This is a genomic window from Lactobacillus sp. PV034, from assembly GCF_014522305.1.
Classification (GTDB): Bacteria; Bacillota; Bacilli; order Lactobacillales; family Lactobacillaceae; genus Lactobacillus.
Window position 1 is genome coordinate 60,463 of sequence record NZ_CP041982.1, and the last position, 14,990, is coordinate 75,452.

Annotated in this window: 12 protein-coding genes; all 12 read left to right on the forward strand. The window is 35.5% G+C overall.

The window, feature by feature from the left end; all coding sequences use genetic code 11:
• Window positions 1–37 precede the first annotated feature (37 nt).
• The 12 genes from FP432_RS00405 (at window position 38) to FP432_RS00460 (ending at window position 14,966) form a co-directional block, all read left to right on the forward strand.
• Entirely contained in the window at window positions 38–397 is a 360-nt protein-coding gene (locus FP432_RS00405; RefSeq protein ID WP_322555882.1) for a thioredoxin family protein, read from the forward strand.
• 23 nt (window positions 398–420) lie between these two features.
• A complete protein-coding gene (ytpR, locus tag FP432_RS00410; RefSeq protein ID WP_265488837.1) occupies window positions 421–1,068 on the forward strand; it encodes a YtpR family tRNA-binding protein in 648 nt (215 codons plus the stop codon).
• Between the two features lie 100 nt (window positions 1,069–1,168).
• A complete protein-coding gene (murC, locus tag FP432_RS00415) occupies window positions 1,169–2,482 on the forward strand; it encodes a UDP-N-acetylmuramate--L-alanine ligase (RefSeq protein WP_265488838.1) in 1,314 nt (437 codons plus the stop codon).
• An 81-nt stretch (window positions 2,483–2,563) separates the two neighbouring features.
• Window positions 2,564–5,224, forward strand: coding sequence for a DNA polymerase I (gene polA, locus FP432_RS00420; RefSeq protein ID WP_265488839.1), 2,661 nt, complete (start codon window positions 2,564–2,566; stop codon window positions 5,222–5,224).
• A gap of 34 nt (window positions 5,225–5,258) precedes the next feature.
• Window positions 5,259–6,086: a DNA-formamidopyrimidine glycosylase gene (gene mutM, locus FP432_RS00425; RefSeq protein ID WP_265488840.1), complete on the forward strand. Its 828-nt coding sequence runs from the start codon at window positions 5,259–5,261 to the stop codon at window positions 6,084–6,086.
• On the forward strand, window positions 6,086–6,703 hold the full coding sequence (gene coaE, locus FP432_RS00430; protein WP_265488842.1) for a dephospho-CoA kinase: 618 nt from the start codon (window positions 6,086–6,088) through the stop codon (window positions 6,701–6,703). Before mutM ends, coaE begins: the two co-directional genes overlap by 1 nt.
• A complete protein-coding gene (nrdR, locus tag FP432_RS00435) occupies window positions 6,690–7,163 on the forward strand; it encodes a transcriptional regulator NrdR (RefSeq protein WP_265488843.1) in 474 nt (157 codons plus the stop codon). Before coaE ends, nrdR begins: the two co-directional genes overlap by 14 nt.
• Before the next feature lie 5 nt (window positions 7,164–7,168).
• Window positions 7,169–8,515 (forward strand): DnaD domain protein, encoded by a 1,347-nt coding sequence (locus FP432_RS00440; RefSeq protein WP_265488844.1) that lies wholly within the window; start codon window positions 7,169–7,171, stop codon window positions 8,513–8,515.
• Window positions 8,516–8,521: 6 nt separating this feature from the next.
• Window positions 8,522–9,433: a primosomal protein DnaI gene (gene dnaI, locus FP432_RS00445; RefSeq protein WP_265488845.1), complete on the forward strand. Its 912-nt coding sequence runs from the start codon at window positions 8,522–8,524 to the stop codon at window positions 9,431–9,433.
• Window positions 9,434–9,709: 276 nt separating this feature from the next.
• Window positions 9,710–11,641 carry a threonine--tRNA ligase gene (thrS, locus tag FP432_RS00450; protein ID WP_265488846.1) on the forward strand — a complete coding sequence of 644 codons (1,932 nt, stop codon included), beginning with the start codon at window positions 9,710–9,712 and terminating at the stop codon, window positions 11,639–11,641.
• Window positions 11,642–11,919: 278 nt separating this feature from the next.
• Entirely contained in the window at window positions 11,920–13,482 is a 1,563-nt protein-coding gene (locus FP432_RS00455; RefSeq protein WP_265488847.1) for a glycosyltransferase family 4 protein, read from the forward strand.
• A complete protein-coding gene (locus FP432_RS00460) occupies window positions 13,479–14,966 on the forward strand; it encodes a glycosyltransferase (protein ID WP_265488848.1) in 1,488 nt (495 codons plus the stop codon). Before FP432_RS00455 ends, FP432_RS00460 begins: the two co-directional genes overlap by 4 nt.
• The last annotated feature ends 24 nt before the right edge of the window (window positions 14,967–14,990 follow it).

The window sequence follows — 14,990 nt, forward strand, 5'->3', positions numbered from 1 at the left end:
CAAAGGACTAGATTTTTTTCACTAAGGTAAGTAAAATATGATTAAACTTATTAAAAGTAAGAAAAAGGTGAAAAAGATGGAAGAAATTAAAAAGTTAACTAACGATAAATTAAAAGAGATTACTGCAGATGGTCGTACTGTCTTATTATTTTCTGCTACTTGGTGCCCAGATTGCCGCTTTTTAGATCCATTTTTACCAGAGATTGAAAAAGATTTTTCAGCTGCTAAGTTTTATAAGATTGATCGTGATGATTCAATCGATATCGCAAAAGAATTAAATATTTTTGGAATTCCTAGCTTTGTTGTCTACCAAGATGGCGAAGAAATTGGTAGACTAGTAAATAAGGACAGAAAGACTAAAGAAGAAGTAGAAAACTTCCTTAACTCTCTAAATTAGTCGCAGAAAGGAATTTACTAGAAATGATTATTTCTACCAATAAAGAAAGCTATCCAAATACTTTAATAGTAATTTTAGGCCAAGATAAGGGCCGTAGTAGTTTTGAAGAAAAAGAAGACATTACTCGTGTCAAAGATGAAGATGGCAAGGTAATTGGCTTTAATTTCTTTAATGTAGATAAGTTTTTAGATTATGATAAGTTACCTAATGGTCAAGTTACACCAAATCAAGAGTTAATTGATACTCTTAATAAGCAAATTGAAAAAGCTGGTTTTGACGATAAATTAACAATTGGTAAGCCAACTTTAGTTTATGGTTATGTAGAAACTTGTGAACCACATCCTGATTCAGACCACCTTCATGTAACTACTGTGAATGTTGGAGATGAAACTCATCAAATTGTTTGTGGTGCTCCTAATATTGCTCAAGGTCAAAAAGTTGTTGTTGCTTTACCAGGAACTTTGATGCCAAATGGTCAACAAATTTGGCCAGGTGAATTACGTGGTGTAGATTCATACGGGATGATTTGTTCAGCTCGTGAATTAGGTCTGCCACATGCTCCTCAAAAGCGTGGGATTATGGTTGTTCCAGATACCTTCCAAGTTGGTGATGAATTTGAACCAACTAAGACTGATGAGCTACTTGCCAGTGGGGACATTACTTTAGACTAATAAATTTTAAAGAGTCTCAGATTAGAGGCTCTTTTTTGATGTAAAAATGTTAAAATTAAAGGCAGAAATTTAGACAATACTTTAATTGGAGAAACAACAAATGTTAGATAAAAATAAGCAAATTTGGTTCATTGGCATTAAGGGAACAGGAATGGCTGCTTTAGCCTTGCTGTTACATGATCTTGGTTACAATGTGGCTGGTTCTGATATTGAAAAATATACTTTTACTCAAGTTCCTTTAGAAAAAGCTGGTATCAAAGTTACCAATTTTGATCCTGAAAACATCAAAGGTAGCGGACAAATTATTGTTAAGGGGAATGCTTTTAAGCAAGATAATCCAGAAGTAAGTGCGTGCATTGAAAAGAATGTAAGCTGGCAAAGTTATCCTGATACTGTGGAAGAAGTAGTTCAAGCTCACACATCAATTGGTGTATCTGGAACTCACGGTAAAACATCAACTACTAGTTTACTAGCTCATGTTTTAGGTGAAGTTGCTCCAACTTCTTATCTAATTGGTGATGGTCGTGGCCAAGGTGTAGCTGATTCACGCTTTTTTGCTTATGAAGCTGATGAATATCGTCGTCACTTTTTAGCTTACCATCCAGACTATCAAATTATGACTAACATTGATTTTGATCATCCAGATTATTTTAAAGATCAAGCTGACTATACTTCTGCTTTTCAAACTGCGGCCGAACAAACCAAAAAGGGACTTTTTGTTTGGGGTGATGATCCACGTTTACAATCATTAAAGATTGATATCCCTAAATATACCTATGGCTTCAAGGATACTGACGATTTCCAAGCTACTAATATTGAAAAAACTACCCAAGGCTCAACTTTTAATGTAATGGCTAATGGGAAAGATTTAGGGCGTTTTGAAATCCACCTATTTGGTGATCACAGTATTTTAAATGCGACTGCAGTTATTGCCTTAGCTTACACTGAAAAGATTCCAATGGAAGATATCAAGAAGGGCTTGCCAACCTTTAAGGGTGCTAAGAGAAGATTTTCAGAAAAAGACTTTGGTGACATCGCAGTAATTGATGATTATGCCCACCACCCAACTGAAATGCGCGCTACAATTCAAGCAGCACGTCAAAAATTCCCAGACAAGGAATTAGTTGTTGTTTTCCAGCCACATACTTACTCAAGAACTAAGAAATACCAAAAAGATTTTGAAGAAATCTTGAGCGATGTGGATAAAGCTTACATTACTCCAATTTATGCCTCAGCTCGTGAAAGCGATGGTGATATTACTAGTGAAGACTTAACTGCGAATATTCCTGGCTCTGAAGTAATTGACTTGGATAATATTACAGATTTAACTAAACATAAGAATGCGGTCGTTGTATTTATGGGTGCGGGAGATATTCCTAAATATGAAGATGCATATGAAGCTAAGCTAAAATAAAACTAATCGATCATGAAAACTGTTAGAATAGACAAAAAGGGTTATTCTAACAGCTTTTTTCTTCAAGGAGAATTTATATTTATGGCTCAAAAAAAATTACTTTTAATTGATGGAAATTCTGTTTCATTTAGAGCATTTTATGCTTTATTTCGCCAATTAGAAAATTTTAAAAGTCCAGATGGCTTACATACCAATGCTATTTTTGCTTTTAAAAATATGCTTGATTCCTTATTAAAAGATATTGAACCTGATAATGTTTTGGTTGCATTTGATGCAGGGAAAGTCACTTTTAGAAATGAGATGTATGATGACTATAAGGGTGGCCGTCAAAAAACACCAAGTGAGTTATCAGAACAATTACCTGTTATCCGTGAATTATTGAAAGATATGGGAATTGAAAGCTATGAACTAAAGAACTATGAGGCAGATGATATCATTGGAACTTTTGCGACTTTAGGTGAAGATGCAGATTTTAAAGTAACCATTGTCACTGGAGATCGCGACTTGACGCAACTGGCTTCTGATAAAGTTACGGTGATGGTAACCAAGCGTGGTGTAAATGATTTGGAAGCTTATACACCTGAACATATGAAGGAAGTTAATGGGGTTACTCCAACTGAATTTATTGATATGAAGGCCCTGATGGGAGATAGTTCCGATAATTATCCAGGTGTTGAAGGAATTGGGCCCAAAACTGCTTCAAATTTGATTCAAAAATATGGTTCTGTTGAAGGGCTTTACGAACATATTGATGAGCTCAAGGCTTCTAAACGTAAGGAACGCTTAATTCGTGATAAAGACAAGGCTGTCCTAGGTAAAAAATTAGCAACTATAGACCGTCATGCACCAGTGACTATTACTTTAGCTGATACTAAATTACGTCAGCCAGATCAAGAAGCTTTGCGTCAACTATATGAAAGACTTAATTTTAGAAGCTTTTTAGCTAAAATGAATGCTAGTGCAGCTGGAACAAGTCAAGAAGCCACTGAAACTTATGCTTATGAAGAATTAACTTCGGAAAATATTGATGAGTTAACCACAATTAAGGATCATGAAGTTACATTTTACTTGGCTATGCTGGGAGAAAATTATCATCTTGCGCCAATTGAAGGCTTTTGTCTCAAAGCTAATGGCAAAATTTATGCTAGTGAAAATATTGATTTGTTAACTGAACCAGTATTAAAAGATCTCTTACAAGATGCTACGATTAAGAAGAATGTTTTTGATATTAAGAGAACTTTGGTTGGCTTAGATCGTCTAGGGATAAAAGCCAAGGGACTCGATTATGACATGCTTTTGGCATCTTATTTGGTTAATAATGAGAATAACTCAAACGACTTGGGAGAAGTGGCGCATTTATACGGCGAATATTCTGTAAAAAGCGATTTAGAAGTTTATGGTAAGGGCAAAAAAGCTGCTGTTCCTGAAAAGGATATTTTTTATAATCACTTAGCCGCTAAGGTAGCTGTTATTGAAAAACTCAAACCAGAATTATTAGAAAAGTTAAAGGATCATGAACAAGATGATCTATATGATAGTATTGAAATTCCAACAGCTTATGTTTTGGCTAAGATGGAACGTAATGGGTTCAAAGTTAATGCAGCTACTTTAGAAGAGCTAGATCAAGGTATTTCTGAAAAACTTGCAGAATTAGAAGCAAAGATTTATCAACAGGCTGGAGAAGAATTTAATATTAATTCTACAAAACAACTCGGTCATATTTTGTTTGAAAAGCTTGGTTTGCCACCAATTAAGAAAACTAAGACTGGTTATTCAACTTCAGTTGAAGTTTTAGAAGCATTAAAGACTAAGAGCCCAATTGTTTCTAATATTTTGGAATATCGTCAACTTAATAAATTAGAATCAACTTACATTAAGGCTTTACCAGAATGGATCATGTCAGATGGTAAAATTCATACTCGTTACTTACAAACTTTAACAGCAACCGGACGTTTATCTTCAGTAGATCCTAATTTACAAAATATTCCTACTAAAACAGAAGAAGGAAAACAAATTAGAAAAGCTTTTGTACCTTCAACGCCTGATGGGTATATTTTTTCTTGTGACTACTCTCAAGTGGAATTGCGGGTCCTAGCTCAAGTATCAGGTGATGAAAATATGCAAGAAGCCTTTAAATCGGGCTATGATATTCACGCTCATACAGCAATGCGTATTTTTCATTTAGATTCTCCTGATGAAGTTACTCCCTTAATGCGTCGACATGCTAAGGCGGTTAACTTTGGGATTGTTTATGGAATTTCTGATTATGGCTTGTCTAAAAATATTGGGATTAGTCGGAAGCAGGCAAAAGAATTTATCGAAAATTATTTTGAACAATATCCACAAATTAAAGAATATATGGATCAAGCAATTAAAGAAGCACGCGAAAAAGGCTATGCTGAAACAATTATGCACCGTCGGCGTTACTTGCCTGATATCCATGCCAAGAACTTTAATGTCAGATCATTTGCGGAAAGAACAGCAATTAATTCGCCAATTCAAGGTAGTGCGGCTGATATTATTAAAATTGCGATGATTAATATGCAAAAGAAGCTGGACGAACTGAAACTTAAGACGAAAATGGTCTTGCAAGTTCATGACGAATTGATTTTTGATGTGCCTAAAGATGAATTAGAGACAATTAAAAAGATTGTTCCGCAAGTTATGCAATCAGCTGTTAAATTAGATGTACCTTTAATTGCAGACTCAAATTGGGGTCATAATTGGTATGAGGCAAAATAGACTTATTTAGCTTTTAAAGAAGGGAGGATTTACAATGCCAGAATTACCTGAAGTCGAAACTGTCCGCCGCACACTTGAACCTTTGATTAAGGGGAAAACTATCAAAGATGTAACAGTTTGGTATCCTAAAATTATTATGGGGGATGCTCAAAAAGTGGCTCAACAATTAAAAGGTAAAAAAATAATCGCCATTGATCGTTATGGAAAATACCTTTTAATTAGATTAAATGAAGATTTAACTTTAGTTTCTCATTTAAGAATGGAGGGTAAATATCGCTTAGTTACTCCTGATCAGTCCAAGCAAAAACATGAACATGTTCAATTTGAGTTCACTGATGGCACGGCTTTGCGTTATGATGATGTGCGTAAATTTGGCCGGATGCATTTAGTAGAAACCGGTACTGAAAGAGTAACAACTGGAATTAGACATTTAGGTCCTGAACCTAATTCAGAAGAATTTACGCTTAATTACTTTAAAAATGCACTCGCTAAGAAAAAGAAAAATATCAAAAATACTTTACTTGATCAGTCAGTGGTAAGTGGTCTTGGAAATATTTACGTTGATGAAGTTTTGTGGCAAAGTAAAATTCACCCTTTAAGTAGTGCAAGCAAAATACCACTTGCTCAAGTAGAGAGTTTACATGATAATATTAATCACACTATTAAAAAGGCAATTAAATATCGCGGCACTAGTGTTCATACTTTTCTTGATGCAGCTGGAGATTCTGGTCAGTATCAAAATGAATTAAAAGTTTATGGTCATGCTGGTGAAGCCTGCACTAGGTGTGGAACAGAATTAGAAAAGATTAAGGTTAATGGGAGAGGCACAACTTTTTGTCCTCACTGCCAGGTATTATATTAATGACTTTATATTTAGGTTTAACAGGTGGAATAGCTACCGGAAAAAGCGTAGCAAGTAATTATTTTAGCAAGCAAGGGATTCCGGTAGTTGATACCGATAAGATTGCCCATCAACTAATGGAACCAGGTAAACGCAATTATCAAGGAATTGTTGATTATTTTGGAAAGAGTATCTTGAATCAGGATTTAACCATCAATCGTCGTATTTTAGGGCAAATTGTTTTCAATGAACCTGAGCAGTTAGCAGCTTTAAATGCAATTACTCATCCTTGGATTAAGCATGAAGCTATGCAACAAATGGTAATTTTTCACCAATTAGGTCACAAGCTTTGCGTGGTTGATGTGCCTCTTTTATTTGAAAGTGGTTGGGATGAAGATGTAGATCGCACGATTGTAATTGCGGCAAAGCAAGACCTTGAAGTAAAACGCTTAATGGAGCGCAATAACTTAGATCGCCAAGCAGCATTGGAAAGAATTCAGAGTCAAATGCCGCTAGCAGAAAAAATTAAAAGAGCTGATTATACGATCGAAAATAATGGCACAATTGCTGAACTAGAACATCAGTTAGCTGATTTATTGAAGATGCTGAGAAAGGTTGATACAGATGGAATGTCCTAATTGTCATCAAAATTCTTCGCGCGTGATTGATTCTCGTCCAAGTGATGAGAATCGCGCCATCAGACGGCGCCGAGAATGTGAAAATTGTGGTTTTCGTTTTACAACATTTGAACGAGTTGAACAGGCGCCACTATTAGTAATTAAAAATGATGGTACTCGTGAAGCATTTAGTCGTGATAAAATTTTACATGGTGTCGTCATGGCTGCCCAAAAGCGCCCAATTTCTAGCTTTCAATTAGGTACTTTAGCAGATCATGTTGTTAATGCTATTCGTAAACAGGGTATTTCTGAAATCTCCTCAAAAGAAATTGGAGAATTAGTGATGAATGAATTAGCAAATCTTGATGACGTGGCTTATATCAGATTTGCCAGTATTTATCGCCAATTTAAGGATGTTTCTGGTTTTATGGAGGCCATGGAAGATATGATTAAAAAGCATAGTAATGATAAGGGGAATTAAGAAAAATGTATGTTAGTAGCAATCCAAAACAACCTTTCTATGTTGCTAACCAAATCGTCCTAACTAGTAATGATCAAAAAGTCTTAACTAAGCTTTATCAGCCTCTAGTAGGTGTGTTAGGAGTAGGACTCTACACAACCTTAGTTAATGAATTTGATACGATTCCTTTTGCTGGAGATTATAAAACTCTCTATCAATTGCAAGATCAAACCGATGCTGATTTAAAAAGTATTTTTTCTAGTTTACATCACCTTGAAGCGGTAGGACTTTTAAAAACATTTGTTGGACAAAATCCAGTTTTGGGCGATGTTATAATCTTTCAACTTTTACCTGTTCCTAGACCGCAAGAATTTTTTGCCACTTTCCTACTATCAAGTATGCTACGTGAAAGACTGGGAACTGTTGGTTTTGAACGTTTAGTTAAAGAATTTACTCCACGCGTTTTTACTGGCTTAAAAGACGCACGAGAAGTAAGTGCAGGATTTTTTGAAGTTTTCCACTTATCGCAAAATGCGGCAATTGAACCGCCAGCAGTTGTCAAAGAAGCTAGCGCAAAGGTCGGAGAAGTTAAAGCTCCACAAGTAAAACTAACTGAAAAAGCTAAAAAAATTGACTGGGATTTTTTACTTGCACTCTTTGATGCCTACCATATTAATAAGGCAGAAGTTGACAAGCACCGCAGTGAAATTAGCCAGCTGATGGCGTTTTATGATTTGAGCGAACAGGATTTTATCAACGAAGCCATGCTTACTTTTTCAGCAGGAAAGACCAGCTTAGATATGGAGGCAATTGCAAGCGTTATTGCAGAAAATTATGGTAGCAGGCAGACTAAGACTTCTGTTGAAAAACAAATTACACCTAAGAAGGATACATTAGCTACGATCAAAAATCTTTCAAAGCAAGATGATGAATTTTTAAAGGAAGTCAATCAATATTCAGTTGTGGACTACTTATACCATCTCAAAGAAAAAAAGGGTGGTTATGTAACTGCTAATGAAAAAAAGGTGCTCTATCGTTTGCAGAATCAATATGGCTTAAGTCCGCAACTAATTAATGTATTAATCTATACCTGTTTAGAATATGACTCAGTCTTAGCGCCTAATCTGGCTGATCGGATTGCAAATGACTGGCTGCAAAAGGGCGTAACTACGGCTGTTCAAGCTATTGGGTATGTTAAAAAGCGACGCTCGCAAACACGTAATCGCCGCTACCAGGTAAATCATAAACCAGTCAAAAAAACTAGTGATTGGCAAGCTAAAAAACGCCAAACTAGTGAAACTTCAAGGGCACAGATGTCTGAAGATGAAATGAATCAAATTTTTAAAAATTTTGGAAAAGAAAATAAAGGGTAAAAAACGATGGAATCTATTTCAGAGGTTATCAAAAAAATTTTGCAGGAAAGAAAAGTAGCAGGTGATAGTGCAGAACTAGCTAAAAGCTCCCTTCAAAATTCTGCAGTTAAAGAATTTTTAACGCAGCATCAAAATGAAATCTCCAAAGAAATGATCGCTTCATCTCTGACCAATCTGTATATTTTTGCCCAACAAGTGGAAAAAGCAAATGACAAAATCATTTCTGATTATCAACCACGATTATTTATTAATGGATCAGTGATTGATATTGCGTACTTGCCAACACAGGCTAAAGCAATGGCCACTAAAAGACAGCAAGTAGCTAAGAAAATTGAATTGATCGATTTGCCTAATAAATTGCGCAAGATTGAATTAGCTCAAGTTGAGCAAACGCCTGAGAGAAGAATGGCTCTTCTTGAAATTGCTAGTTTTTTAAAATCTTTTGCTAAAGATCCCCACGCACGTGGCCTTTACCTTGAAGGTGATTTTGGCGTGGGCAAGACCTATTTATTAGCCGGCTTAGCTAATTCAATTGCAAATGAAGGTTATCAGGTTAGCTTTTTGCATGTACCGTCATTTATTGCTAGTTTATCGAGTCACTTTTCTGATAATAGTTTGAGTCAAGAAGTTGACCGTTTAGCAAATGTACCAGTTTTGATTTTAGATGACATTGGGGCTGAAACCTTGAGCGAATGGTCACGTGATGATGTTTTAGGCGTAGTTTTGCAAAAACGCATGGATAATGTTTTACCGACTTTCTTTTCCTCAAATATGGATATGAAGGCATTAGAAGACCATTTTGCGGAAACTAAAAACAGTCTCGATGAACTCAAAGCCAAGCGGTTAATGGAACGAGTACGTTTTTTAAGTAAAGAAGTTTTTGTTGATGGTAAAAATCGCCGCCAATTTAATTCATAAAAAATAAAAAATAGACTTGCAACTAAGAAATGAGCTAGTATAATTAAAATCAATGAAAGACATGACAATTTCTAACTCAGAGACAAGGATCTAGTTCTGGAAATCCTTGATTAAGAAGTTGCCCCAATTTCATCAGCCCAAATTTTAATATCGGATTAGGTAACCTTAACAACCTGTAGAGGAGCTAATAGTCTTAGCTCGAATTTTGGGTGGAACCACGTACTTTAACGTCCCAGTGCTTTATGGCACTGGGACTTTTTTATTTGGAGGTAAAAAATGAGTTTTTCTGTAACTTTACCAGATGGATCAAAAAAAGAATTTGACCAAGCAGTATCTGTTAAGGATTTAGCATCTTCAATTGCAACTTCTCTTGGCAAAGCTGCTGTTGGTGCAAGAATTGATGGTCATGTAAGACCATTAGACTACATGATTGATGGTGATGTAGAAGCAGCTATTATCACTGATAAAGATGAAGAAGGTCTAGACATTTTACGTGCTACAACTGCATTCTTATTAGAAGCAGTTGCTAAGCGTGAATACCCTGAATTGCGTCTTGGAATGCATGAAGCCGATGAAGGTGGCTTCTTTGTCGATACTGATAAGAGCGATCAAATTAAGATTACCGAATTACCAAAACTTGAAAAAGCCATGGAAAAGGCAATCAAGAATGGTGAAAAGATTGAATTCGCTACTATGAGTAAGAGCGAATTACAAGAAATCTTCAAGGATGACAAGTTTAAACTTGAATTACTTGAAAAAGAAGATAATGAAGTTGAAGTTTACAAGTTAGGTGACTTCGTTGACTTTGGTTTTGATGCCTTATTACCAAATACTGGTAAGATTAAGAACTTCAAACTTTTATCAGTAGCTGGTGCTTACTGGTTAGGTAAGTCTTCTAATCCAATGCTTCAAAGAATCTTTGGAACTGCCTTCTTCAAGAAGAGTGCATTAGAAGAAGATTTGAAGCGCCGTGAAGAAATTAAGGAAAGAGACCACCGTACTATTGGCCGTGACTTAGACTTGTTCTTTGTTGATCCTAAAGTTGGTGCTGGTCTTCCATACTGGATGCCAAAGGGTGCTACAATTCGTCGCGTTATTGAACGTTACATTGTTGATAAAGAAGTTGCAGATGGCTACCAACATGTTTACACCCCAGTTTTGATGAATGTTGATGCTTATAAGACTTCAGGTCACTGGGCACACTACCGTGATGACATGTTTCCACCAATGGACATGGGTGATGGCGAAATGCTTGAATTACGTCCAATGAACTGTCCATCACACATTCAAATTTATAAGCACCACATTCGTTCATACCGTGAATTACCAATCCGTATTGCTGAATTAGGTATGATGCACCGTTACGAAAAATCAGGTGCCTTATCAGGTTTACAACGTGTGCGTGAAATGACTTTAAATGATGGTCACACTTTTGTTGCTCTAGATCAAATCCAAGAAGAATTTGCTAAGGTATTGAAGTTAATCATGGATGTTTATGAAGACTTTGATATTACTGATTACTACTTCAGATTATCTTACCGTGATCCAAAGAATACTGATAAGTACTTTGCAAATGATGAAATGTGGGAAACTGCTCAAAAGATGCTTAAGGGTGCGATGGATGATCTTGGTTTGGATTATGTTGAAGCAGAAGGTGAAGCTGCCTTCTATGGTCCAAAACTTGATATTCAAACTAAGACCGCCTTGGGTAATGATGAAACTATGTCCACTATCCAATTAGACTTCATGCTTCCAGAAAAATTTGACTTGAAGTATGTTGGTAAAGATGGTGAAGAACACCGTCCAGTTATGATTCACCGTGGTATTGTTGGTACGATGGAAAGATTTATCGCTTACTTAACTGAAATTTACAAGGGTGCTTTCCCAACTTGGCTTGCTCCAGTTCAAGCAGAAATTATTCCAGTTAATGAAGATGCACATGGTGAATATGCTGAAAAAGTTAAGGCAGAATTAACTAAGCGTGGCTTCAGAGCTGAAGTAGACCACCGTAATGAAAAGATGGGTTACAAGATTCGTGAATCTCAAACTCAAAAAGTTCCTTACACTTTAGTTTTAGGTGATGATGAAATGAATGCTAATAGTGTTAACGTTCGTCGTTACGGAACTGAAGAACAAATTTCTAAGAGTTTAGATGACTTTATCAATGAAATTGATGCTGATGTTAAATCTTACTCACGTAAAAATTAATTAAATAAATTAAGTTAAAAGACTAACTTTCTTGCTCTAGCAGAAAAGTTAGTCTTTTTTATGTCTTTTTATGTTGTTTTTTGTTATTTTTTATTTAATTGTAGTTAATTTTATTCAAAATTTCTGATAACAACATAAGAAAAGTTTAACACTAAAATTTTGCTTTTGCCTTGATAAATAGGTAAAATAATAGTACAAAGAAAAATTAGATTTACTGTATTTTGAAAATTTATTTTTGTTATTTAATTTGTCTTTTTCTAAAATATCGAGGAGAAAAAATGATATATTTTATTAATTTTGGAATGCCAGATCATAAATCTGGAATTGAACATGCCGAGATCAAACGGTTAAATTTATTTAAAAATCATAATCAACCAGCCAAGGTTATTGCGCGTGATTGGAACCGTACTCTTCATCAGACTGCAAATGCTGCAGGGGTGGATGATGATAGTTTACTAGGAATGTTTGATTACTTCCAAGATGCAACGAAGGTAGCTGCTAAGAACTTAACAGTTGATGATTTAGATTTTGGAATTGTTAACACTAAGCGTGAAGATGAAACTGATAAGAATAGATACTTGGTTACTAATGCTGCCAATGGCAAGTTAGTAGCCCGTGTTAATTACGATCCGGTTCATGATCGTCAAGTAGTATCAACTGAATTGTTTGATGAATATGGTAATCTTTACCGCGTTGATCATTATGATTCACGTGGCTTTAGATCATTAGTTCAATGGTACACACCTGATAATAAGATTGGTAATGAAGAATGGTTAACTCCTGATGGTCGTACTGTAATTAGAACATTTAATAAATTTGATATTCACCACAAGTTAGTCAAGACCGGTTGGTGGCTACAAGAAAAGAACGGCGAGATTCATACTTTTGATACCATTGATGAATTGTTTGAACACTTCTTAAATCGAATTAATGAAAAAGGTAATAATATCTTTGTGCTTGACCGTTCACTTCTTGCCGACGGAGCATTAACTAGATTAAAGAAGCCAGCTTATACAGTTATGCACTTGCATAATTCACAGGCTGGGGATGCCCAAGATCCACTTCATTCAATTGTGAATAACAATTATGAATATGCCTTGGCAAATCTTGATCGTTATTCTTCTGTTGTTTCAGCAACTCAACGTCAGACAGATGATGTGATTGAAAGATTTAAGCCTAAAGCAAAAATGTTTACCATCCCAGTTGGTGTAGTAGATGATGAAACTTTAAATGAAGATCATGTCCCTATGGATAAACGTACTTTCGGTAAGATTATCGCAGTGGCAAGAATTGCTTATGAAAAGCGTTTAGATGACTTAGTACGTGCAGTTAAAATTGTTCATGATCAAGTTCCGGAAGTAACTTTAGACCTTTATGGTTATGCCGATTCATCAAATAATTATGGTGAAAAACGTAAAATTGAAAAATTAATCAAGGAATTAGGTCTTGAAGATGTAGTTACTTTTAAGGGCTATACCAACGACATTGCCAAGGTTGAAAAAGATGCCCAAGTCTTTGGCTTGACTTCAAGAATGGAAGGATTCAACTTAGCCGTTATGGAAGCTTTATCACATGGTGTGATTGGTGTAACCTACGATGTTAACTATGGACCAAATGATATTGTGGTTGATGGTAAAAATGGTTATATCGTTGATTTTGGTGATTATAAGGCATTGGCTGAAAAGATGCTCAAGATCTTTAAGGACAAGAAGTTAATGCAAGAACTAAGCGATGGTTCTTATGAAACAAGTGAACGTTTCTCAGATGAGAACGTTTGGAATGCATGGCATGATTTAATTCAAGACGCAGAGAAGACTTTGGGAGGTGCAGTAAGAAAATGATTTATTTAATAGGAGAAAACGTATTTACTTTTAATTCAGGTACTGAATTCTCTCAATTTGAAAGATTGAATGCCTTTAACAAAAATGATAAGCCCGCTGTTTTATTACTCCGTAATTATAACCGCATGTTAAGTAATGAAATTAAGAAGCATGGCTTAAAACAAAAAGATGTTATTAACATGTACGATTATTTCCAAGGAACGGTTAAGACTAGACGTAAAGAACAATCATTGCGCTTGCTTGATAGTATTCCGCTTACTGATTACCACATTGTTGGGGTAGATAATAACTACTCTAATATTGAATACAAGGGTAAAAAAATCGGTGAAATTCGCGTAATGCCAGCGACTGTAGGACTAGTTGGCTCGATTGAATACTATGATTCACTCGGTCAAACTGCAGTCAAAGAATATTGGGACTGGCGTGGTTTTAAGTCAATGGTTGAAACCTACCATCCAGATGGCTCAGTGGCTATGCAACAATATTTGCGTCAAGACGGTAGTCCAGCGATTGAAGTAACTCACATGTATATTGGTGATAAAGTATTACCAACCATGTGGAAGTTAATTGATTACAAGGGTAGAGACTGGCAATTTAGAACTGAAGATCAACTCTTTACCTTCTTCTTAAATGAAATCAACAACCAAGAACCAGGAACATTTATTTCAGATCGTCGTACTTTAGATAGTTCAGTCTTGAATGTTGAAAATGCAGATAAGAAGATTTCATATCTTCACAGTGTTCCTTTCAAAGAACGTAATCATCCTCAACATGGAATTATGGATGTTTATGAACGCAGTGTTAATGGTGAAGCAGGCAGAGAATTTGATTACGTAGTATTACCTACTCAAGATCAAGCAGATGAAGTTGCTAAGTTAGCTACTTCAAATAGTCAAATTGTATCTGCTCCTGATAGTTACGTTAAAGCAGGTAAGGCAAAAGAATTAAGCGAAGATATTACCTTAGTTTATGTGGGGCGCTTAGCTGCTGAAAAGAATACTACTGATGTAATTAAGGCTTTTAAGCATATTAGCAACAAGCTCCCTGAAGCTAAACTAAAATTACAAGGCTATTTTGGCAGTGGTGAATATGAAAAAGAACTCAAAGACCTAATTAAAAAGTTAGATTTAACAGATAAGGTTGAGTTTATTCCTTATGATCCAGCTAAGCAAGATTTGCAAGATGCTACTTTATTCTTGAATGCTAGTCATAGTGAAGGCTTTGGGATGAATATGCTTGAAGCATTGGCAAATGGTATTCCGGTAGTAACTTATGCAGCTGATTATACTAGGAATAACTTAATTAAAGATGGAGTTAATGGCTTCAATGTAGTAAAAACTACTCCAGTTGGCTTAGCTAATAAGGTTTTGGAAGTGTTAGGCGATAGCAAAGAATATGCTAGCCTTTCTCAAGGAGCAATTCAAACTGCCAAAGAGAATACAGAAGCTAACTTTATGAAGCAATGGGATAAATTTATAGACTAAATATTTTGTTTTAGTAGTTGGATA